At 54.7% G+C, this 22,389-nt stretch carries 20 protein-coding genes; 19 read left to right on the top strand and 1 reads right to left on the bottom strand.

Annotated features, from left to right (window positions below; genetic code table 11):
• Positions 1-990, top strand: coding sequence for a porphobilinogen synthase (hemB, locus tag ACFPOF_RS05055; protein WP_378130226.1), 990 nt, complete (start codon positions 1-3; stop codon positions 988-990).
• A gap of 48 nt (positions 991-1,038) precedes the next feature.
• Here the strand turns inward: hemB and ACFPOF_RS05050 are convergent, their stop codons facing one another.
• Entirely contained in the window at positions 1,039-1,701 is a 663-nt protein-coding gene (locus tag ACFPOF_RS05050) for a Crp/Fnr family transcriptional regulator (protein ID WP_378130224.1), read from the bottom strand.
• Positions 1,702-1,809: 108 nt separating this feature from the next.
• Between ACFPOF_RS05050 and hemL the strand changes: the two genes are divergently transcribed.
• From hemL to ACFPOF_RS04960, 18 genes are all read left to right on the top strand, one after another.
• Positions 1,810-3,111, top strand: a complete 1,302-nt coding sequence (gene hemL, locus ACFPOF_RS05045) for a glutamate-1-semialdehyde 2,1-aminomutase (RefSeq protein ID WP_378130222.1) — start codon at positions 1,810-1,812, stop codon at positions 3,109-3,111.
• Between the two features lie 191 nt (positions 3,112-3,302).
• On the top strand, positions 3,303-4,499 hold the full coding sequence (locus ACFPOF_RS05040; RefSeq protein ID WP_378130220.1) for a LysM peptidoglycan-binding domain-containing protein: 1,197 nt from the start codon (positions 3,303-3,305) through the stop codon (positions 4,497-4,499).
• A gap of 453 nt (positions 4,500-4,952) precedes the next feature.
• Positions 4,953-7,619, top strand: coding sequence for a valine--tRNA ligase (locus ACFPOF_RS05035; RefSeq protein ID WP_378130218.1), 2,667 nt, complete (start codon positions 4,953-4,955; stop codon positions 7,617-7,619).
• Positions 7,613-9,004, top strand: a complete 1,392-nt coding sequence (locus tag ACFPOF_RS05030; RefSeq protein ID WP_378130447.1) for a bifunctional folylpolyglutamate synthase/dihydrofolate synthase — start codon at positions 7,613-7,615, stop codon at positions 9,002-9,004. Before ACFPOF_RS05035 ends, ACFPOF_RS05030 begins: the two co-directional genes overlap by 7 nt.
• A gap of 7 nt (positions 9,005-9,011) precedes the next feature.
• On the top strand, positions 9,012-10,394 hold the full coding sequence (murC, locus tag ACFPOF_RS05025) for a UDP-N-acetylmuramate--L-alanine ligase (RefSeq protein ID WP_378130216.1): 1,383 nt from the start codon (positions 9,012-9,014) through the stop codon (positions 10,392-10,394).
• Between the two features lie 129 nt (positions 10,395-10,523).
• Entirely contained in the window at positions 10,524-12,065 is a 1,542-nt protein-coding gene (locus tag ACFPOF_RS05020; protein ID WP_378130214.1) for an SPOR domain-containing protein, read from the top strand.
• 121 nt (positions 12,066-12,186) lie between these two features.
• Positions 12,187-12,429 carry a DUF4321 domain-containing protein gene (locus ACFPOF_RS05015; protein WP_378130212.1) on the top strand — a complete coding sequence of 81 codons (243 nt, stop codon included), beginning with the start codon at positions 12,187-12,189 and terminating at the stop codon, positions 12,427-12,429.
• Between the two features lie 19 nt (positions 12,430-12,448).
• Positions 12,449-13,078 (top strand): Maf family protein, encoded by a 630-nt coding sequence (locus ACFPOF_RS05010; RefSeq protein WP_378130210.1) that lies wholly within the window; start codon positions 12,449-12,451, stop codon positions 13,076-13,078.
• A 63-nt stretch (positions 13,079-13,141) separates the two neighbouring features.
• Positions 13,142-13,831: a RadC family protein gene (radC, locus tag ACFPOF_RS05005; protein WP_378130208.1), complete on the top strand. Its 690-nt coding sequence runs from the start codon at positions 13,142-13,144 to the stop codon at positions 13,829-13,831.
• 82 nt (positions 13,832-13,913) lie between these two features.
• Positions 13,914-14,945, top strand: coding sequence for a rod shape-determining protein (locus ACFPOF_RS05000; protein WP_378130206.1), 1,032 nt, complete (start codon positions 13,914-13,916; stop codon positions 14,943-14,945).
• Between the two features lie 27 nt (positions 14,946-14,972).
• Positions 14,973-15,848, top strand: coding sequence for a rod shape-determining protein MreC (gene mreC / locus ACFPOF_RS04995; RefSeq protein ID WP_378130204.1), 876 nt, complete (start codon positions 14,973-14,975; stop codon positions 15,846-15,848).
• Complete coding sequence (gene mreD / locus ACFPOF_RS04990; RefSeq protein WP_378130202.1) at positions 15,845-16,375, top strand: rod shape-determining protein MreD; 531 nt, start codon at positions 15,845-15,847, stop codon at positions 16,373-16,375. Before mreC ends, mreD begins: the two co-directional genes overlap by 4 nt.
• Positions 16,376-16,450: 75 nt before the next feature.
• Positions 16,451-17,113, top strand: a complete 663-nt coding sequence (gene minC / locus ACFPOF_RS04985) for a septum site-determining protein MinC (protein WP_378130200.1) — start codon at positions 16,451-16,453, stop codon at positions 17,111-17,113.
• A gap of 3 nt (positions 17,114-17,116) precedes the next feature.
• Positions 17,117-17,911 carry a septum site-determining protein MinD gene (gene minD / locus ACFPOF_RS04980; protein ID WP_378130198.1) on the top strand — a complete coding sequence of 265 codons (795 nt, stop codon included), beginning with the start codon at positions 17,117-17,119 and terminating at the stop codon, positions 17,909-17,911.
• 7 nt (positions 17,912-17,918) lie between these two features.
• Positions 17,919-19,064 (top strand): FtsW/RodA/SpoVE family cell cycle protein, encoded by a 1,146-nt coding sequence (locus ACFPOF_RS04975; protein ID WP_378130196.1) that lies wholly within the window; start codon positions 17,919-17,921, stop codon positions 19,062-19,064.
• Between the two features lie 147 nt (positions 19,065-19,211).
• Positions 19,212-20,054 (top strand): peptidoglycan DD-metalloendopeptidase family protein, encoded by an 843-nt coding sequence (locus tag ACFPOF_RS04970; RefSeq protein ID WP_378130194.1) that lies wholly within the window; start codon positions 19,212-19,214, stop codon positions 20,052-20,054.
• Complete coding sequence (locus ACFPOF_RS04965; protein WP_378130192.1) at positions 20,047-20,922, top strand: M50 family metallopeptidase; 876 nt, start codon at positions 20,047-20,049, stop codon at positions 20,920-20,922. The genes ACFPOF_RS04970 and ACFPOF_RS04965 overlap by 8 nt, the downstream gene beginning before the upstream one ends.
• 33 nt (positions 20,923-20,955) lie before the next feature.
• The gene (locus ACFPOF_RS04960; protein WP_378130190.1) at positions 20,956-22,191 is read left to right on the top strand and encodes an Rne/Rng family ribonuclease; all 1,236 of its coding nucleotides are present in this window, start codon (positions 20,956-20,958) and stop codon (positions 22,189-22,191) included.
• Positions 22,192-22,389: the final 198 nt, after the last annotated feature.

Below are 22,389 nucleotides of genomic sequence, written 5' to 3'. Positions count from 1 at the left end.
ATGGCATTTCCGACAGTACGACATCGCAGATTAAGAAGCAGCGCGGCTATGCGCGATTTGGTGAAGGAAACGATTCTCGGCGTGAACGACCTGATTTATCCGATTTTCGTAACGGAAGGCGAAGGCGTCAAGGAAGAGATTGCTTCGATGCCGGGGGTGTATCACTGGTCGTTGGATACGCTCGAGAAGGAACTTGCGGAGACGGTTGCGCTAGGCATCAAGGCGGTGCTCGTGTTCGGCGTTCCGGACAGTAAAGACGCCGTCGGCACATCCGCATTTGAAGAAATGGGTATTACGCAACGTGCGATTCGCCGCATGAAAGAGTTGCATCCTAATCTTGTCGTCATTGCGGATACTTGCCTGTGTCAGTATACCGATCATGGTCATTGCGGCGTCGTTCACAAAACGGAGAACGGAGCGATCATTGGCAACGACGATTCGCTCGAGTTGCTGGCGAGAACGGCTGTCTCCCAGGCGAGAGCGGGAGCCGACATCATCGCGCCTTCCAACATGATGGATGGTTTCGTAACCGCCATCCGCGGAGCACTCGACGCTGCAGGATTCGAGAATACGCCGATCATGTCGTACTCGGTCAAATACTCGTCCGCTTATTACGGTCCTTTCCGCGAAGCGGCGCATTCGACGCCTCAGTTCGGCGACCGTAAGACGTACCAGATGGATCCGGCCAACGTACGCGAGGCGCTGAGAGAGGCCGAATCCGACGTGGCGGAAGGAGCGGATTTCCTGATGGTGAAGCCGGGACTCGCTTACCTGGACATCGTCCGGATGCTTCGCGATCGTTACGAGCTTCCGATTGCGATCTATAACGTAAGCGCGGAGTACAGCATGGTGAAAGCGGCCGCCCTTCAAGGCTGGATCGACGAGAAGGCGATCGTGCTGGAGACGTTGACGGGCATGAAGCGAGCAGGCGCGGACCTGATCATTACGTACCATGCGAAAGATGTCGCTCGTTGGCTGCGGGCAGAATAACGTGAGCGGCTAATGAAGAAGAGCGCGCCTGGATGCGCGCTCGAACGTTTAGCTCCGGAGCTTCTGTAAGTTGAGCTTGTACTCGTTAATTCCGAACAGCAGGACGCCGCGCTGCTCAAGCTCCCGGATGACGTCCGACAACACGGTTTTGGCGACGCCGGCCATTTGAGCGAGTTCATCGTAATTCAGCGACATCGGGATGGAGATTAGATGGGCGTCCCGTTTGCCGTTTTTGTTGGCGAGTGTGATGATGCTTTTTAACACGCGTGTCCTGCCGTCGAGGAAGGTCAAATCGTTCACGTGTTCGTTGGTGGCGCGAAGCCTTCGGCAAAGTTCGGCCAAAATTCCGCGCGTAATGTCGAAGTGTTGCTGCATCAAGGTCATAAAGTGCTCGCTTGTCAGTTCCAGCACTGTTGTAGCCTCAAGCGTCTGGGCGGAAGCCGAACGGGGTCTGCCGTCAAGCAGGGACAGCTCGCCGAAGCTTTCGCCTCCGTTGACAAGGGAAAGCACTTTCTCTTCGCCGGCGCCGCTTTTTGTGAACAGCTTGATTGAGCCGCTTAGCACCACGTAGAACGTCGTACCCAGTTCTTTCTCATGAAAAAGGATCGTGCCCCCGGGCAAACTCCTTCTGTGGGATATCCGTAAAATGTGTTCCAATTGTTCGTCGTTAAGGTTGTCGAAGAGCGACACCTTCTTCAGCCACTCGATCATCGCGTTCACTCCCGCAAAGCCTGTTCCATAGGCGGATTATCTGTTGGATGTTAATCCCATTCAGTGTACCATAGCCTTTTCAAATTCTGATAGTAGGAAGTGGCGAATATGAGCGAAAATCAGCGAACGCGCGTCGATACGCGCTCCAAGGCGGCATTCGAGGCGGCGAAACGTGTCATTCCCGGCGGTGTTAACAGCCCCGTACGAGCTTTCAAATCGGTCGGCGTCTCTCCTCTTGTGATCGATCGGGCGACCGGCAGTCGCATTACGGACATCGACGGGCAGACGTATATAGATTACGTGCTCAGCTGGGGGCCTCTCATTGCGGGCCACGCGCATCCGGAAGTCGTCGAGGCGATCAAACGGACTGCGGAAAAAGGAACGAGCTTTGGCGCACCGACCGAGTTGGAGACGATGATGGCAGAGCTCGTATGCGAGCGTGTGCCGTCCGTAGACGTCGTGCGCATGGTTAACTCGGGCACCGAAGCGACGATGAGCGCTTTGCGCCTTGCACGGGGTTACACAAAGCGGAGCAAAATATTGAAGTTCGAAGGCTCGTATCATGGTCATGCGGATAGCTTGCTTATCAAGGCGGGATCCGGCGTCGCTACGCTTGGGCTGCCGGACAGCCCCGGCGTACCGGAAAGCGTCGCCTCTCACACCCTCACCGTCCCGTACAATGATCTCGAGTCCGCCAAGGTGGCATTCGAGCGTTACGGCGAAGACATCGCGGCCGTTATCGTCGAACCGATCGCTGGCAATATGGGCGTCGTTCCGCCGTTGCCTGGATTTCTAAGCGGCCTTCGGGAGCTGACGACGAAATATGGCAGCTTGCTTATTTTCGACGAAGTGATGACCGGTTTTCGCGTCCACTTGAATTGCGCGCAAGGGTTGTACGGCATTACCCCGGATTTGACGTGTCTGGGTAAAGTGATCGGAGGCGGCCTGCCTGTCGGCGCGTACGGCGGCAAGCGGGAAATCATGGAACAGATGGCGCCGGTCGGCCCGATTTATCAGGCGGGCACTTTGTCCGGCAACCCGCTTGCGATGGCGGCAGGATATACGACGTTAAAACTGATGACGGAAGACTCTTACAAGTTGCTGGAGCGACTGTCCGCCCGTCTGCAAGTCGGGTTGGAACGCAACGCGGCGGAAGCGGGAATCCCGATGACGATCAACCGCGTCGGCTCGATGGTGTGTCCGTTCTTCACGGACAAGTACGTCATCAACTACGATATGGCGAAAACGGCGAACACGGAGCGGTTCCGCACCGTTTTCCGTCGACTGCTCGACAACGGCGTTAACATTGCGCCGTCGCCGTTCGAAGGCTGGTTCGTCTCGACCGCTCACAGCGAAGACGATATCGATGCGACGATTGAGGCCCACCGCTTCGCTCTAGCGAAATTGTAATCCGGACAAAGCAAGTCCCCAGGCTGTTAATGGCTTGGGGTTTTTGCTTTTTTCAGCCGCCAACGGAAGTAGGGTTGTTTCTATTTCAGGCATGCCCGCCCATCCCCGGCATATAGATAATTAGTGAATCGTATGTCCCGGACCGGCTTCGCGGCCGGAGCGGGCGCTTATGCCGAAAGGAGGACTTCATCGTGACGGATGAGAGAAACGGGCTTCGTTTCGATATTTACGAGCGGGTCCAGTTGTCTGACGACGCTGCAGCGATCGCCGAACTGGAAGAGATCGAGCTGGTTCCGCATATGAGGGCGCTGTCGGAAGACGATCAGGTGCTGTTGAAGGGTCATTTGCTTTTGTCCGGCGTGTACAAGGCGCAGGAAGCAGATGGGGTTTCCCAACTGGAACACTGGATCCCGGTGGAAATTTCGTTGCCGCTAGACAGGGTACAAAGCGTGGAGGAACTGGCTGTGGAGATCGATAACTTCGACATCGATCTCGTATCGAATCGTTCCCTTAACGTGACGGGAGTGCTCGCCTTGAGAGGGCTGCAAGTGCAAGCTGCGCACAGTCCGGTGTGGAGGGACGACAGCTTCACCGTTGTCCACCAGGCTGATTCCGAAGAAGCGAGTCAATGGCGGGAAAATGAGCTTGATGAAAACGCGGCTGCGCCCATATCCGCATTGGCGGGAGAGCACGAATTGTCCGAGCAGGGCCGCGAAGATGACTGGGGATTGCAAGCGGAAGTCGACCAAGCGATCGCCCCGGATCCGTCCGGAGAAAACGGCTGGCTGTCGATGTTCCAACATTTAGAGGAAACTCGACAGCCGGAGGCATTGCAGTGGGAGGATGTGGCTGCCGAGCCGCAATTGGAACAGTCGCAGCAATCGTCTTTCGGAGACGTGACGGCGGAACGGCTATTGTCCGAGGCGGAAGTCAGGCAGCAAGAGCCGCCGCGCATCGTTGAGTCTGTCGCGCCGGCAGAAGAGAAAGCCGAATTGCGAGTGGGACTCGGAGGCAAGTCGTTCGATACTTATGCACTTCAAGCACAACAGGCGCAGTCGGGCGTTGGCCTGCTGTCGCAATTGGGCGATAAGGGCGCGAAGCGGGAAGCCGAGCAGCGGGAGCAGGAAGCCGCGATTGCGGAGGAACAAGCGCTTGCCGCCAAAAACAATCCACAGACGTCCGGCGACGAAGTGGAATGGACGCGGCTTTTTCTGAACGCAGGTTCGCAAGCCCAATCGTTCCGTAAGGTGCGTATGTGCATCGTCCAGAAGGAAGATACACTCGATGCGATCGCCAGCCGTTATAATGTGCAAGCAAGGGAACTGCAGCTGCATAACCGGCTTCACGAGCCATATTTGTCCGAAGGTCAAGTGTTGTACATTCCGTAAAGCCGCAAGATGAACTGCAATGTAACGATTCGTTTCTTCTTGGACCCGTTCTTCCGCTCCGGCGGGGGACGGGTCTATTCGCTTCTGGGCATGTGGCCATATTGACTCTCTCACGGGCGAAAGGTAAAATAGTTAGCAATGACAAGGATAGGGAAGAGCAAACGTGTCGACCCACAGAGAGCGAAACTGCCGAACGTCGGCGCTGGAAGGTTTCGCGGGAACAGACTGACTGCGAGTCGCCCTGGAGTTTTCCGCACGACCCCGCGCTTCGGCGCGCGTGAGTCCGGAACGGTAGCAACCGTTATTTTGCACAGAGTGCCGTCATGCCTGCAGAGGCCGGGCGGAACGAAGGTGGTACCACGGAAGATAACCTTTCGTCCTTTGCGACGGGAGGTTTTTGTGTTTTTTAGGTTTCAGAGCCCGAAACTGTGTCTCTTGGAGGTTGTGTCACACATGTCAGAATTAGAGCAGAAGCAAGCGACCGAAATGCCTACGACTTATGATCCGACGAGCGCGGAGCGCAAATGGTATGAAATATGGCTGAAGGAAGGGTATTTTCAGGCGGGACGCCGTCCGGACGCGCCGAAATACACGATTGTCATTCCTCCGCCGAACGTGACGGGCATGCTGCATATCGGCCATGCTCTCGATTTCACATTGCAAGATATTATGATTCGCTTTAAGCGCATGCAAGGCTTCGACGCGCTATGGCTGCCGGGCACGGACCATGCGGGCATCGCGACGCAGACGAAAGTCGAGCAGAAGCTGCGCGAAGAAGGCAAGAGCCGTTACGATCTCGGGCGTGAAGCATTCCTGGAGAAAGTATGGGAGTGGAAAGAGCATTACGCCAATACGATACGCGACCAATGGGCGAAAATGGGCCTAAGCCTTGACTATTCCCGAGAGCGTTTCACGCTGGACGAAGGCTTATCCAAAGCGGTTCGCGAAGTTTTCGTGCGTTTGTATAACAAAGGCTTGATCTACCGCGGGAAACGAATTATCAACTGGGATCCGGCAGCGCGCACGGCGCTGTCCGACATCGAAGTCGAATATAAAGAAGTAAACGGCAATCTGTATCACTTGCGTTATCCGCTTGCGGATGGTTCCGGGCATATTACGGTGGCAACGACGCGCCCGGAAACGATGCTCGGCGATACGGCCGTCGCCGTTCATCCTGAAGATGAGCGGTACAAAGCGATCATCGGCAAAATGATTATGCTGCCGATCGTTAACCGCGAAATTCCGATAATCGCTGACGAATACGTCGAGAAGGACTTCGGCAGCGGAGCGGTGAAAATTACGCCGGCGCACGACCCGAACGACTTTGAAGTCGGCGCGCGCCACAATCTCCCGCAGATTACGGTGATGGACGAAGGCGGTCGTATGAACGGCTTCGCCGGCCCGTACGAAGGCATGGATCGAGCCGATTGCCGCAAGGCGATCGTGAAAGATATGCAAGAGCAAGGCATTTGCATCAAAATCGAGGAACACGTTCATCAAGTCGGCCACAGCGAGCGCTCCGGCGCCGTTGTCGAACCGTATTTGTCCACGCAATGGTTCGTCGACATGAAACCGCTGGCTGCCAGAGCGATCGAATCGCAGAAATCGAGCCAAGGCGTTAACTTCGTGCCGGACCGTTTCGAGAAAATTTATTTGAACTGGATCGAGAACGTGCGCGACTGGTGTATTTCCCGCCAGCTTTGGTGGGGCCACCGCATTCCGGCGTGGCACCACGAGACGACCGGAGAAATCTATGTGGGCATGGAAGGGCCCGAAGGTGCCGACGCGCCGGATTCCCCTTGGAAACAAGACAACGATGTGCTTGACACGTGGTTCAGTTCCGCTTTATGGCCGTTTTCGACGCTCGGCTGGCCGGACAACAGCGAAGACTTCAAACGCTATTATCCGACCGCGGTGCTCGTCACGGGTTACGATATTATTTACTTCTGGGTTGCCCGGATGATTTTTACGGCGCTCGAATTTACGGATACGATTCCGTTTAAGGATGTACTTATCCACGGACTCGTCCGCGACGCAGAAGGCCGCAAAATGTCCAAATCGCTCGGCAACGGCGTCGATCCTCTTGACGTTATTGCCCAGTATGGCGCCGACGCGATGCGTTTCATGATCTCGACCGGCAGCACGCCGGGGCAAGATTTGCGCTTCCGCTTCGAGAAAGTCGAGCAGGCGCGCAACTTTGCGAACAAAATTTGGAATGCTTCCCGATTCTCTCTGATGAACCTGGAAGGCTTCACTTATGATGAAATCGATCTGACCGGAGATTTGTCGACGGCCGACCGCTGGATTTTGCACCGTTTCAATGAGACGGCACGTGACATTACGCGGTTGATGGAATCGTACGAGTTCGGAGAAACCGGCCGATTGCTGTACAACTTCATCTGGGACGATCTGTGCGACTGGTATATCGAATTTTCGAAGCTGACGCTATACGGCAGCGATCCGATCGCCAAAAAAAGCACGCAATCGGTGCTCGCATACGTACTCGATCGTACGTTGCGCCTGCTCCATCCGTTCATGCCTTATTTGTCCGAGGAGATTTGGCAGCACTTGCCGCACGAGCCGGGCGAGACGATTATGCTGGCTGCGTGGCCGGAATACCGCACAGACTTCGAGGCGGCTCAGTCGCTGAAGGAAATGGAGCTTCTGATGGAGGCGATCCGTGCAGTCCGCAACATTCGCGCCGAAGTGAACGTGTCCCCAGGCAAAAAAGTCGAACTGATGCTGAAGCCGACAGGCGAAGTCGAAGAAGCGATTTTCGCTCGGAACGAAATATATATTCAGCGGTTCTGCAATACGTCGTCGTATACGCTCGACCGCCAGCTTACGCCTCCGGACAAAGCGATGTCGGCAATCGTCACGGGCGCGGAACTGTTTTTCCCGCTTGCCGGACTGATCGACATTGGTCAAGAAATCGCCCGTCTTGAGAAAGAGCTTGCGAGCTTGAACGCCGAAGTCGAACGCGTCGAGAAGAAGCTATCCAATGAGGGCTACATTGCTAAAGCGCCGGCGCACGTGGTCGAACAAGAGCGGGCAAAGGGCACGGATTACCGCGACAAGAGAGATAAAGTGCTCGCGCGCATCTCGGAGCTGCAATCATGACGCAGGCACAGGCAAATGATAATGCCGAGTTTCGCTCGGCAGACGAAGCGCTGGCGTGGATTCTCAGTTTGATTCCGGTCGGTATCAGACCCGGCCTGGATCGGATTAATATGTTGATGGAGCAGTTCGGCAATCCACAGCGGCGGCTGAAATTCATCCACGTCGCGGGAACGAACGGCAAAGGCTCCGTGTGCGCCTATTTAACCAGCGTCCTGCGTCAGGCACGTTACGATGTAGGTACGTTTACTTCACCGTACTTGACGTCGTTCTCTAACCGGATGCAATATAACGGTCAGGATATACCCGAAGATACGCTTATCGCCTTGGCGAATCGGATCAAGCCGGCTGTCGACCGGATGGCGCTCAGCGATCTCGGTTCCCCGACCGTATTCGAGGTTACGACTGTGCTGGCATTGCTTTATTACGGTACGGTCGCTTTCCCCGACTATGTCGTCTGGGAGACTGGACTTGGCGGCAGGCTCGACGTGACGAACATCGTTGCGCCTGTCATCAGTGTCATCACGAATGTCGGGCACGATCATTTGGACATTCTTGGTCCGACGCTTGCGGATGTCGCGCGGGAGAAGGCAGGAATTATTAAATCCGGCGTTCCCGTCGTGACGGCCGTGAAGCCGTCCGAGTCGCTAGATATTGTCAGAGAAACGGCGAAAGCGAAGAAGGCGACCGTATACGGCCTTGGCAACGAATTTACGTACGAAACGACTTCTTCTAAGGAAAATGAGCAAACGTTTATTTTCCAAGGGCCGTTTCGTAAGGTACAATCGTTAACGATCTCCCTGAATGGAGCGCACCAGGTCGAGAATGCGGCAACGGCTGTCATGGTGCTCGAAGTGCTGCGGCAATATTACGCGCTAATCGTTGACGACGAAGATTTGAGTGAAGGTCTCCGGCTGACGGCATGGCCTGGCAGGCTGGAGATGATATCCGGTCAGCCGAGCGTGCTGATCGACGGAGCCCATAATCCGGAAGGCATGGAAGCGTTGACCCGCGCTTTGCGGGAAGTTTATCGTTTCGACCGGCTTAACGTTATGATGGCGATGATGCCGAATAAGAATCATGAGATGACATTGCGGCATATACTACCAATGGTGGATACGCTTGTGGTGACGGAACCCGATTTTCATAAAAAGATGAACGCCGTCGATCTGGCCGACGTCGCGGAATCGCTCCGCACGGAGATCGGCAGACCGCTCGATGTCATCGTGGAGCCGGACTGGCGCAAGGCGCTGGAGAGGCTGACGGCGCTATCCGGAAGCTCGCCGGACGCCGTGCGAACGTTAACGGTCGTTACCGGAACTTTGTATTTGATCGCCGATGTTCGGTCTTGGTTGCTCGAGGGGAAGAATTCAGAAAAAGGCTGGTGAAGCGTCGTTGCGAACCGCTGAGCATGTGCATTTTATCGGTATCGGAGGCTATGGTATGAGCGCCATCGCCCGCGTTATGCTGGAGATGGGTTACCAAGTATCCGGTTCCGACGTGGTAGGCCAGGAATTAACCGACAAGCTGGCCGCCAAAGGAGCTCAAATCTATATCGGTCATGAACCGGAGCATGTCCGGGGGGCCGATCTCGTCGTCTATTCGACTGCGCTGTCAAAAGACAACGTCGAACGTCAGGAAGCGGAACAGCTCAATATTCCAATATTGCACCGGGCGCAGATGCTCGCCCGTCTGCTGAACGCAAGGAACGGAATCGCGGTTGCGGGCGCTCATGGCAAAACGACGACATCTTCGATGATTGCGCTCGTGATGGAATCGTGTGGGCTAGATCCGACGTATATTATCGGCGGAGAAATCGTAAATGTAGGCACGAACGCTAAAGCTGGCAAAGGAAATTATGTCGTAGCGGAAGCGGACGAGAGCGACGGCTCCTTCCTTCAGTACGAAGCGGCGATCGGCGTCGTCACGAACATCGAAGCCGATCATTTGGAAAACTACGACGGAGACTTCGGGAAGCTGAAACAAGCTTACGTGTCTTTCCTAGGCAATACAAAAGCGGATGGCTGTGCCGTCGTATGCGTAGACGACGACAACGTCCGGGAGCTGATTCCCCAAGTTCAAGGTAGGCGTTTAGTCACGTTTGGCGTCGATTCCGCGGATGCGGAGTATCGCGCGACGGACATCGAACTTGGCGATCGCTGCGCGACATTCGCCGTTTATCGCGGAGGAGAGTCGCTTGGCTCCGTCACGCTTTCCGTACCGGGTAGACATAATGTGTATAACGCGCTCGCTACTGTTATTGTATGCCTGGAGGCGGGCGTGCCTTTCGCCGCAATCGCGGAAGCGATCCGCGAGTTCCGCGGCGCCAAACGCAGGTTCCAAGTGCTTGGCGAAGTGAAGGACATGCTGGTCGTCGACGACTACGCGCATCATCCGACAGAAATCCAGGCGACGATCCAGGCAGCGAAAGCGACGGGCAAGCGCATTATCGCGGTGTTCCAGCCGCAGCGCTATACGCGGACGTATTTCTTGCTGGACGCGTTCAGCCGCGCGTTCGCCGACGCCGACGAAGTCATCATTACGGACATCTACTCTCCGGCAGGCGAACAAAGAATCGAAGGCATCAATTCGCGCAAGCTGGTGGAGTTGATTGCTCAGAACAGCAACCCGAACGTCGCCTATGTGCCGACGAAAGAAGAAGTCAGAGATCTGCTCGCGGACAAAATCGCTCCGGGTGATCTCGTGCTCACCATGGGAGCGGGCGACATTTGGAAAACGGCCGTCGAGCTGTCGCGCATCCTTCGGGAGCGGGATTAAGATGTTTATTCGGAACCGCCGGGCGCACCGGCGGTTTTTTTGTGCGTTGTTGCGCGCCTGTACCGAACATATTTATTCCTGCTCTCTCATAATCTAATTAGTAGATTAAGGGACAAGGGGTGGCACGGCATGCAGCAACCAAAAACGAAAATGACGTTCCGATTCGAGCCGCCGAAGCCGAAGCTGAAAGCGATCGAGCAGCCGGTTAGACAGACGCGAGCGCCTTCGGCTTCGGACGAAGGAGCCGATTTATACGATGTGGCGGCGAGCGGAGATAGAATAGAAAGATTCACGGAGATTACTATGGATGTCCGAAATGGCGTAAATACACCGGGTCCGCTCTCGGGCGATTGGGCGGAAGATTCGCAGGATGCTGCCGGGACCGGTCATACAGAAGATGGCAGCGAAAATCCGGTTCGCCCGTTCGTCGCATGGGACAGCCCCTATCAAGACGATATTCGCGCATTGGAAGAGATGATCCGTATGACGGAACGGCCTCAACAACCGATCGACTCCGCTTCGCTTTTTCGGAAACCGACTGCCATGGGCACAGGGAAAACGAAGAAGGTTGCCTCTACCGTCGCCAGTCTGGAACCGGCAATCGACCTCTCGGAGATCGAAGCCTCGGAAGCCCTCCGGACAAAATCTTTGACCGACACGATTGCCGGTACCAGCGTTTCTGCGTACGAGAGCTCAAGCTGGTATGCGAAAATGCGGGAAGAGCAGGCATCCGGCTACGGAGATGAGATTGACTTGGAGCGACTTCCTTCCAGCGGTGGGCCTTCCTGGGGACGTGTATTTGTATCGGTTGCGGCGGCAATCGTCACAGGAGCATTGTTTGGATATTTGGTGCTTGGTCTGTTTACTGGCGAACCGTTGTTTCCGGGGAAATCGTCGGGTGACATTCCCGCCTCCGGAACGAATGAACCTCTCCCCTTGCAGTCAGCGGAGACGTTCAGCAAATACCCGGTTTCCCCTTCATCCCCGGATGTTCGCTCTGACGAGCCAAAGGCAACAGTCTCCGGTCCAGAAGGAAGCGCGAAGGTGGATGGAAAAGTGAAACTCGCCGCTAGTCCGGCGTATTTGTTACAATTCGGCAAGTTTCAGAGCAAAGAAAGCATGCAGGAAGCGGTCAAACAATTGAAAGAGAAAGGTTATGTGTACGCAACCGATGCGAGCGACGGTTATCGCGTGTTCGCGGGAGTAGCCTCGTCGCAGGACGACGCGAAGCGGCTGGCGGCCCGTTTGACGGGGGCGGAACTATACGTGAAGCCGTTCGGATCGCAAGAGATCGACGTACCGGCAAACAATCTTCCTTCGTCCGGCGCAGCCTATTTGAATGCCAGCGCCGTGTTCACGCTCCGGCTGATCACATTCACACAGGATGCGCTGATGGCCGAGGACGCCGGCAAGCCGGATCAGGACACGGCTGAGTCTTTGGCGGAAGCCGAGCGATTGTGGCGCCAAACCTCGTCTGCGGCGGACAAATTCGGAGACGGGCTGGTTGCTGAAGCCAAGGCGATTGCACAGGCGCTGAACGCCGCTTCGCTGACATTGTCCGATTACGCTCGAGAGCCTTCTCGCGCTCGTTTATGGAGCGTTCAGGCCCAAGCGATGAAGGCGCTTCTTGCCGACCATCGGGTTCGGGCCGCATTGACGGCAACAGAATAGGGACTTCCGAACGGGACAGCCTGATTCATTGGGGCTGTCTTTGTTTTATTCGTTGTACGGCTTGTCCGATGGACGTATAATGAATAGACGGGTGTCAAAAAATGGTGGGAGACGTAGATCGATGAAGAAAAACGGTTGGATTCTGCTGTTGTTTGTATTTCTCGGGCTGCTGGCCGGCGCACTTGTCGCGAACGGGCTCCGGGACGTTCAGGGACTGTCGTTCCTGACCCGCGCGATTACGATCGACTGGTCTCCGGCGGCGGATTTGGCCGTCATTAAGTATAGTCTGACGCTCAAAGTGAACTTTACGTTGCTCAGCGTCATCGGAGCTGGCGTAGGCATTTGGTTATACCGCAAAATGTAATTTTCGAAAGGAAGATTTCATGTCCAAACCTAGTTCGATGCCTAGTTCGATAACAAAGCAGCCTCATCTCGTACTCGCTTCCTCTTCTCCCCGCAGGCAGGAACTGATCGCTCTTCTTGGTCTACCGGTCGTCGTCAAGCCGAGCCTCGTAGGGGAAGAAACGCCTGCAGACTGGTCGCCGGCCATGATCGTGGAGCAATTGTCCCTTCGTAAAGCAGAAGCCGTCAAGGACGAACTCGATGTCGCAGTGGACGCAGATGCGATCGTTGTAGGGAGCGATACAATCGTCGTGTTGAACGGCGAAGCGATGGGAAAACCTAGTGATGAGCAGGATGCTTTCAGAATGCTTGGCGCGTTAGCCGGCCGAACGCACGAAGTGTATACCGGCGTAACATGCATCCGGGTCTCAGATGGCAAGACGAGCACGGCCCATCGCGTGACGAAAGTAACGATGCGCAAGCTGTCGGACGACCAAATCGCGAGATACATAGCGACCGGCGAGCCAATGGACAAAGCAGGGGCGTACGGGATTCAAGAGATCGGATCGCTGCTTGTCGAGTCGATCGAAGGTTGCTATTTTAACGTCGTCGGGTTGCCAGTATCGCAGCTTGCGGTTCAATTGGAGCTTTTTGGCATTACAATTCCTTGAAAGCTTGAACGACGAAGCCAAATCCGCGGCCGACGCGGCATGACGAAGGCAGGTTGAACAAACATGCAGCAACGTTCGTTAAGATTAAGGGAGTTTCCTGCAGAGGAACGACCACGGGAGAGAATGCAGAAGAATGGCGCGGAGTCGCTTAGTCATGCCGAACTGCTCGCAATTCTGCTTCGAACAGGCTCGTCCAAGGAATCGGCACTCCATCTGGCGCAGCGCATCTTAAATGACGTTGGAGGTTTGCGTAGATTGGCCGAGTGCAAGTGGGAGGAGTTGACCCACATTCACGGCATAGGCCCGGCGAAGGCGCTGCAGCTTCAAGCGTCGCTGGAACTAGGGAGAAGGGCTGCCAGATCGAGGCTGCCGGAGGCGGCGAAAATCACGTGCCCGCAAGATGCTGCCGACTTGCTGATGGAAGAGCTCCGCCATCACCGGGAAGAACATTTTGTCTGCTTGTTCCTCGATACGAAAAACCAAGTGATCGGCAGACAAACGCTGTCGATCGGCAGCTTAAACGCGTCGATCGTTCACCCTCGCGAAGTGTTCAAAGCGGCGATTCGAAGAAGCAGCGCGTCTATCGTATGCGCGCACAATCATCCGAGCGGCGACCCGACGCCCAGCCCGGAAGACATTCAATTGACGAGACGTCTCGGCGAAGCCGGAAAACTGCTCGGCATCGAGCTGCTCGATCATTTGGTAATCGGTGACAATCGCTTTATCAGTTTGAAGGAGCTAGGCTGCTTGTAATATAATAAATAAGATTGTCCCGACGACTGACGCTCCCCAGAGGCGCTACATAACGGTCGCGGTCATAGCAGGAGGTAACAGCATGGTTGGAGGATTTACAAGGGATCTCGGTATCGATCTCGGAACAGCGAACACGCTCGTATACATGAAAGGCAAAGGAATCGTCGTCAGGGAGCCGTCCGTGGTCGCTCTGCGTACCGATACAAAAAAAATCGAAGCGGTAGGCTCCGACGCCAAAAAAATGATCGGTCGTACGCCGGGTAACATCGTGGCTATCCGGCCGATGAAGGACGGGGTTATCGCCGACTTCGAGACGACGGCGACGATGATCAAATACTTCATTCGCAACGCGCAGAAGCCGCGCGCGATGTTCCAGCGCCATCCTAACGTCATGGTGTGCGTGCCGTCCGGCATCACAGCCGTCGAGAAACGCGCAGTCGAAGACGCGACCAAGCAAGCGGGTGCACGTGAGGCTTACATTATCGAGGAACCTTTCGCAGCGGCAATAGGCGCCGATCTGCCTGTATGGGAACCGACAGGCAGCATGGTAGTCGACATCGGCGGCGGCACGACGGAAGTGGCGGTTATCTCCCTTGGGGGTATCGTTACGAGCCGTTCGATCCGCATCGCGGGAGACGAGATGGACGATTCGATCATCGCCTATATTAAACGCCTGTACAATTTGATGATCGGCGAGAGAACATCGGAGCAGCTTAAGATGGAAATTGGATCGGCAATGCCTCTCGACAAAGTGGAGTCGATCGAGATTCGCGGCCGCGATCTCGTGACCGGCTTGCCGAAGACGCTCGCAATTACGTCCGACGAGATAACGGAAGCGTTGTCCGACACGGTCAACTCTATTATCGACGCTGTCAAGGTGACGTTGGAGAAATGTCCGCCGGAGCTGTCCGCCGACATTATGGACAGAGGCATCGTGCTGACCGGCGGCGGCGCGCTTCTTCGCAACCTGGACAAGATGTTAAGCCGCGAAACCGGCATGCCCGTTCTCGTCGCCGAGAATCCGCTTGACTGCGTGGCGATCGGCACGGGGCGAGCGTTGGAGAACATCCATTTGTTCAAATCCAAAGGCGGCGCTTCCCGGTCCAGCCGATAAAGGTGTTAGACTGGTTGGGGAAAGCAGGTGGGCGAAATATTTCGATTCATGCGCAACAAGCGCTTGTTCATTATGATGATCGGGCTGATCCTGTTCATCGCCCTTATGGGGTTCACATTAGGCCGGAAACGATTGACCTGGCCGGAGAAATTCATTAACGACGCTTTCGGCGCCACGCAAGGGGTGCTCTATCAGCCGGTCGGTGCGGTCGCGGATTTCTTCCGCGACCTCGGCCGACTTTCCGACGTGTACAAGGAGAACGAACAGCTCAGACGAACGGTTGCTCAGTACACGCAAGATCAGATCAAGTTCAACCAGCTTGAAGCGAAGAACAATCGGCTGGAAGACGAGCTTCATTTTACGGAGCAGCAGAAAAAAATGGACGATTATCGTTACGTGATCGCGCAAGTGGTCGGCAGTACATCCAATCCGTACGAGAAAACGATCACGATCAACCTCGGCTCCAAAGACGGCATTCAGCCGGATATGGCGGTTCGTACCGTCGACGGCCTTGTCGGACTCGTCAGCAAAGTCAAAACGTTTACTTCCACTGTGACGCTGATCACCGATCTAGATCCGAACTCTTCGAAAGGGACGCCTGTATCGGCGACATTCCTCGGCAAACCCGATTCTTTCGGCATTATAGAATACGATGATGAGAACGGCCTATTGCAAATGACCAAGATCGGCGAGAAAGATAAACCTGCTGACGGAGACAAAGTTATCACTTCCGGCCTTGGCAGCTTATTCCCTAAAGGGATAATGATCGGTACCGTCAAAAGCAGCCAAGTGGGCGACTTCGGATTGACGTACACGGCGATTATCGAGCCGGCAGCGAAATTCGATCATCTGAGAGAAGTGTTCGTTATCTTTGTGCCTCAAGCCGGGGTGGATGAGCCGTGAAAGTGAGAATGAACGGGCTTATTCTGATTACGCTCGTGCTGCTAGTGCTTGAGAATGCGATAGTGCCCTGGATCGTGCCGCCGTCGTGGAGCGAAAGGCTGCTCCCGCACCTTGGGTTCATCATGACGCTGTTCGTTGCCGGTTTTGCCAGCCGACATGCCGCGTTCCTGTTCGGCCTTGGATTTGGATTGCTCCAGGATACGCTATCCTACGGACACTTGATCGGGCCGTACGGTTTCGGCATGGCGTTAATCGGTTATTTGGCCGGACTGCTTGCGGAACGCAAAAGCTTTACGATCGGATTTTTCGTTCCGGTCGCCCTGGTCGGCGGAGTGCTGCTGGATTCCATCTCGTATAGCATTTATAAGCTGTTCAGTCTAACGAGCTTGCGGTTCTCCTATGTATTTTATTGGCAGATCGCTCCGACGGCCATCTTGCAGCTGTTGATTGCTCTCCTGTTCTATGTTCCGGTTCGTCGTTTCCTGGTCAAACCGGATCTGTCTTCTTCCGAAGACAAGCAAGATTAGCTTCGTTTGGCGCGGAAGGCAGGAATTCGGCTCTCTTAGGCAGAATTTCATTACCCGTAGAGAGGAGCGGAACAATTGGCCGGCAAATCGTACGTAACGATCAAAGGAACGAAGGACGGACTCGTATTTCTATTGGACGATCAATGCGAATTCGCTGCGATGCTGGAAGAGCTGAATGATAAGCTGGCCAAGCATGAGCAGCAGTTCACGGGACCGATCATTCATATTTTCATTAAGCTGGGTTCCAGGCAGCTAATAGAAGAAGATAAGGAAAACATTCGGGAAATCTTCCGAAAGCAAGGCAACTTGATCATTCAATCGATAGAGAGCGACCCTCCCGCGGACGACCCGAATGTCATAAAGACTCTGATGCTCCAATCGATGTCGACAATCGTTCGTTCGGGACAGACAGTGGAAGTCGACGGTCATTTGCTGCTACTAGGCGACGTAAATCCGGGTGGCACGATCCGTTGCACCGGCGACGTTTACATCATCGGCGCCCTTAGAGGGACGGTACATGCCGGGGCGGAAGGCAACGCCGATGCGATTATCGCAGCTTCGCTCATGAGACCGACGCAGCTTCGCATCGCGGATGTGATCAGCCGCCCGCCAGACGAATGGACGAGCGCGGAGCCGTGGATGGAGTATGCATTTTTGCGAGAAGGAACGATGGCCATTGACAAAATGTCGAGCTTGAGCCGGCATCGCAAGGAAGTTATGCAGTTCAAAGGAGTGTAGATCATGGGAGAAGCGATCGTAGTTACTTCGGGGAAAGGCGGCGTCGGCAAGACGACGACGTCCGCGAATCTGGGCACGGCGCTTGCGATGCTCGGAAAAAAAGTATGCATGGTCGACACGGACATCGGATTGCGCAATCTGGACGTCGTCATGGGTTTGGAAAACCGGATCGTTTATGACCTTATTGACGTTGCTGAAGGGCGGTGCCGGGTTAATCAAGCGCTGATCAAAGATAAGCGCTTCGATGAACTGTACATGCTCCCCGCCGCGCAAACGAAAGACAAAAACGACATTTCGCCGGAACAGGTGCGTCAGATTATCGAAAGCCTGAAGCCGGATTTCGATTATATTATTATCGACTGTCCCGCAGGCATCGAGCAAGGGTTCCGCAATGCGATAGCAGGAGCATCTCAGGCCATCGTTGTTACGACGCCGGAGAATGCGGCCGTGCGCGACGCGGATAGAGTCATCGGTTTACTCGAGAAGAGTAATTTTCCTTCGCCCAAGCTGATCATTAACCGGATTCGTCCGAACTTGGTCAGAAGCGGGGACATGCTCGAAGTTGAAGATATTTGCCAAGTACTCGCCATCGATCTGCTCGGCATCGTTCCGGATGACGAACTTGTCATCAAAGCGGCGAACTCCGGAGAGCCGACTGTCATGAACGCGGATTCGCGCGCCGCGCTCGCCTATCGCAACATCGCGCGGCGTATATTAGGAGAGACCGTGCCGCTCACGCAGATCGAACAGAAATCGGGCGTGTTTAGCAAGGTTAAGAAGCTTCTGGGAATGGGATGATCGGAGTTTGTTGAACCGATGGAAGAAAATGGACTGGATGATGCTCGCCATTCTTTGTTTGTTTATGGGCATCAGTACCCTTCTGGTCCGGAGCGCGACGTTGAACAACCCGAAATTCACGGGGCTGGACAAATCGACTGTCGTATTTTATGCGCTCGGCTTCTGCGTTGTCTTGTTTATGACGCTGATCGATTATCGGCTTATTATGAAAATATGGTATGTCTGGTATGCGATCGGTCTTATCTTATGCGGTCTTGTCTTGTTCACGCCGAAAGTCAATGGCGCTAGCGGCTGGTTTCAACTGCCGGGAGGGTTGTCGTTTCAGCCGGCGGAAGTGATGAAGATTTTCCTAATCATTGCAGTTACTGCGGTGATCGGCAGACGGCTAGGAGACCCTCTTCGCATGCGTTCGGACGTCATGTTCGTATCTGCGTTGACGCTTATTCCGTTTGTTGTTGTCATGGTTCAACCAGATCTCGGGAACGCGATGATTTATATTTTTATCGTGCTCGGCATGCTTTGGATCGGCAACATCCGGTACAGCTATGTTTTGATCGGAGTTACCGTTGTCGTTGGCGGTCTGATGCTGTTCGTCTCGTTGTTTAATACGTACAACAAAGAGATTGAGCAGTATTTAAAAGAGCACAACAAGTCGCACTGGTATGGTCGGATAAACACGTATATTCACCCAAGCGAAGCATCCGCGGACGATCGGCGCCAGTCCGAATATGCGCAGATCGCCATCGGTTCGGGCGGATTGACCGGCGACGGCTACATGCAAGGCGAGTCCAAGAAGCGCAACTTCATTCCGTATACGTACTCGGATTCGATCTTCGTTGTCGTCGGCGAAGAATTCGGTTTTCAGGGAGCGGCGCTGCTGCTGTTGCTCTACTTCTTGTTTATTTACCGAATGATTCTGATTGCCTACCAATGTTTCGACAGGCGCGGGTCGTATATTATTATCGGCATCGCCTCGATGATGGTGTTCCAGATCTTCCAGAACGTTGGGATGATGATCGGCATGATGCCGGTTACAGGCATTACGTTGCCTTTTATCAGTTACGGGGGAACGTCGTTGTTGCTGAACATGATGTGTATCGGCATCATATTCAGTATCAAATCGCATCAGGAGAAGTTCGAAATGGATGAATAGGAATAAACCCAGGTCATATGGCCTGGGTTTATTTTGTGGTTTCGTGAATTCAACGGACTTCCATGGGTACCGAGACGGCCGGAGGTCTATTCCCTGCTTGTACGCCATAAATTGTTAAGAGCGACAGGCGGACAAGGAGGGCTTGCGATGACGGTTCACGATAGCATTCGGGAACGCACGACTCGAATGATTGAAGAAGGCGCGCCAGCAGGGGAGCGCGAAGTCGATATGAATGATCCGGAGCGGTGGTGGAAAGAGCGGGAGAAGCAGCTGCAAGCCGGTCGAGCGGATGGCTGGCAAGGCATCCGAGGGCTTCCGCCGACATCGAACGCTCCTTCGGTACATAGCAGCGGCTCCATCGGTTCTGGCTGGCATAAGCTGAAAAGAGGTTTCGCGATCCAACTCGCGGTGGCGATTCTCGCGTTCGGGGGCGCCTGGAGCTGGTTCAAATGGGAATTGCCAGGCAGCGCGGATGCGAAAGAGTGGCTGGTTTCTTCTGTAACGCAGGATATGGACTTTCAAGCGATAGAAGCGTGGTACGGCTCGACGTTCGGCGGTTCTCCAACGTTTTTCCCGTTTAATCGGGACGAGCCGGATACGAAAGAAGTAGCGGCGCTTTTTAATGCGAGCGACACGGTTGCGCCGGTAACGGGCAAAGTGCTGCAGACGTTCGCTCAGAACGGAACCGGCGTGAAAGTGTCCGCACCTGCCGGGAGCAGCGTGTTGTCCGTTTATACAGGACGCGTTCAACAAGTGAGCATGAACAAAAGCGGCGGTATTACAGTGATCGTGCAGCATGAAAACCATATCGTTACGGTGTACGGCAACTTGGCTGAGACTTCTGTGAAAACGAACGATTGGGTGGACAGGGGGCAGAAGCTCGGCACGCTCGGTGCATCCGGCGGCAAACTTGCGGACAGGGCGCTTTATTTCGCCGTTCAGCAGAACGGCAAGTCGCTTGACCCGGCGGAAGTGGTCAACTTTGGTTAAGTGGCGGGGAATCGCGTTTCGTCTTCATCCGTTGTTTATGCTTGTCATGTTAGCTTCGATCGTCACGGGACGATTTGCGGAGCTGCTTACGCTGTTCTCAATCGTACTATTGCATGAGCTCGGCCACATGGCCGCAGCCCTTCGATATGGGTGGAGAATTAAGGAAGTGAAGCTGCTGCCTTTCGGCGGAGTTCTTGAAGTCGAGGAAGCGGGTTCGCTGCCTGTCAAAGAGGAGATCATCGTCTCGCTGGCCGGTCCGGCGCAGAATGCACTGCTCGCTGGCATCGCCTACGCGCTCGGGGCTGTAGGTTGGGTTGATCGGGCATGGTCGGACGAATTCGTGCAAACGAACGCGCTGATCGGCCTTTTTAATTTCATGCCCGTTCTTCCCTTGGATGGCGGAAAAATCGCGCAAGCATTGCTAAGCCTTCGCGTACCGTTTCACAAGGCGCTTCTATGGAGCGTGAAGTCGAGCCTGTTGTTCAGCGCGTCCATCGTCTTGGCATCGCTCGTGCCGCTGCTTCGGGGCGGATTGCTGCAATTAAACCTGCTTGCGGTCGGCGTGTTTCTGTTTGCATCCAATTGGACGTACTGGAGGAACGTGCCATTCGTGTTTTTACGATTCCTCGTACATAGAAGCGAATCCGGCATGCGCCGTATTGACGAGGGCAAGCTGTCGCGGCCCATTGTCATCTCGGACAATCGTCCGCTTTCCTCCATTCTGCGGCTGTTTATGAAAGAACAGTACCACCTCGTCTATGTCATGAAACGCGGGAAAATCGCCAACGTCGTGCCGGAAAAGACGATTATCGACGGATTTCTGGGCGGATTGACGCCGGGGAATGCGGATTTGAAACTTTTCAGGTAAAATGGAGGAAAGAGTCGAACGCGGGAGGTACGCATGAAGCAGTTGTTCATCCATAGCTCGCAGAACTTGACGCAGTCGGCGTTGCTCGAGAACGGGGTGCTGACCGAGTTCGGCGTCGAGCGAACAGAACAGTCGTCTTTGATCGGTAATATGTACAAAGGCCGTGTTGTAAACGTGCTTCCTGGCATGCAGGCGGCATTCGTTGATATCGGCCTAGTGAAAAACGCTTTTCTGTACGTGGACGACGTGCTTCATCCGCACTTGGACAAGCAGCCGAAAGAGAAACCTTCGATCTCGGACTTGCTCAAGGCTGGCGATCAGTTGATCGTGCAAATGATGAAAGAGCCGCTCGGGGGTAAAGGAGCAAGGGTAACAACGCATTTCTCGCTTCCCGGTCGTTGGCTTGTATATATGCCCGAAGCCGATTATATCGGCATTTCGAAGAAAATCGAGCACGAGGCGGAGCGTTCACGGCTTCGCGGGCTGGCGGAGTCGATCCGCCAGGAGGGTGAGGGCGTCATTCTGCGAACGAATGCCGGCGGAGAAAGCCTTGAAGCGCTGGGAGAAGACTTGAATCATCTGAGGCGACTATGGCGAGACATTGTCGCTAGGGGCAAATCTGCTCCGGCCCCTGCAGAGCTTCATCGAGATACGGGGCTCGTCGGCAGGCTCGTGCGCGATGTGGTGACACCGGATACGGAAGAGCTGATTTTCGACGACGAAGACAGCATGCTCTCGGCCAAAGCGTATTTACGCCAGGCGGCGCCGGCGCTCGCAAGCAAAGTGCGGCTTCATACGGAGCATAAGCCATTGTTCGAGCAATACGGAATTAAGGAACAATTGGACAAGGCGTTCCAATCCCGCATCTGGTTGCCGAGCGGCGGTTATCTCGTCTGGGAACAGACGGAAGCACTCACGGTTATCGACGTCAATACGGGCAAATATACCGGATCGATCGATCTCGAGGAAACAGTATTCCAGACGAATCTCGAGGCGGCGGACGAAGTCGCCCGACTGCTTCGGCTACGGGACGTCGGCGGCATTATTATTGTTGACTTTATAGATATGGAAACGGAAGAGCATAGGCACCGAATCGCTCAGCAGCTCGAAGCGAAGATTAAGCGGGACCGGACGAAGTGCCAAGTCGTCGGCTGGACGAAGCTCGGGCTGATGGAAATGACACGCAAGAAAGCCCGCGACAATGTCATGAACTATTTTTATGAGACGTGCGCGGCTTGCAAAGGAAAAGGCAAAATTTATGTTCGGTAAATAATCGAGTTTTTTGAACAACATATAAAAATAGTTTGTGTTTAGTGTGCGTACGTGATAGAATACCATGGTGCGTGCAATCTGAACATTTTGCAGGCTACAACCGCTCTCCACAGGGTCGACAAGATCGGCGCTGCCCTGGCTGTGTTTAACGCTGCGGCAACCGACACCCCCCGAGGCGAGTCTTAGATACGAGGA

It is taken from the genome of Cohnella soli (assembly GCF_042655525.1).
Lineage (GTDB): Bacteria > Bacillota > Bacilli > Paenibacillales > Paenibacillaceae > Cohnella > Cohnella soli.
The sequence above is the reverse complement of the archived record's forward strand: the minus strand, read 5'-3'. Positions and strand labels throughout refer to the sequence as shown.

Coding starts and splice junctions, on each gene's coding strand:
- hemB (WP_378130226.1), top strand. CDS start 1: ATGGCATTTCCGACAGTACGACATCGCAGATTAAGAAGCAGCGCGGCT.
- ACFPOF_RS05020 (WP_378130214.1), top strand. CDS start 10,524: ATGCAGCAACCAAAAACGAAAATGACGTTCCGATTCGAGCCGCCGAAG.
- ACFPOF_RS05000 (WP_378130206.1), top strand. CDS start 13,914: ATGGTTGGAGGATTTACAAGGGATCTCGGTATCGATCTCGGAACAGCG.
- ACFPOF_RS05010 (WP_378130210.1), top strand. CDS start 12,449: ATGTCCAAACCTAGTTCGATGCCTAGTTCGATAACAAAGCAGCCTCAT.
- radC (WP_378130208.1), top strand. CDS start 13,142: ATGCAGCAACGTTCGTTAAGATTAAGGGAGTTTCCTGCAGAGGAACGA.
- ACFPOF_RS05035 (WP_378130218.1), top strand. CDS start 4,953: ATGTCAGAATTAGAGCAGAAGCAAGCGACCGAAATGCCTACGACTTAT.
- ACFPOF_RS04970 (WP_378130194.1), top strand. CDS start 19,212: ATGACGGTTCACGATAGCATTCGGGAACGCACGACTCGAATGATTGAA.
- ACFPOF_RS05015 (WP_378130212.1), top strand. CDS start 12,187: ATGAAGAAAAACGGTTGGATTCTGCTGTTGTTTGTATTTCTCGGGCTG.
- ACFPOF_RS05050 (WP_378130224.1), bottom strand. CDS start 1,701: ATGATCGAGTGGCTGAAGAAGGTGTCGCTCTTCGACAACCTTAACGAC.
- hemL (WP_378130222.1), top strand. CDS start 1,810: ATGAGCGAAAATCAGCGAACGCGCGTCGATACGCGCTCCAAGGCGGCA.
- ACFPOF_RS04960 (WP_378130190.1), top strand. CDS start 20,956: ATGAAGCAGTTGTTCATCCATAGCTCGCAGAACTTGACGCAGTCGGCG.
- minD (WP_378130198.1), top strand. CDS start 17,117: ATGGGAGAAGCGATCGTAGTTACTTCGGGGAAAGGCGGCGTCGGCAAG.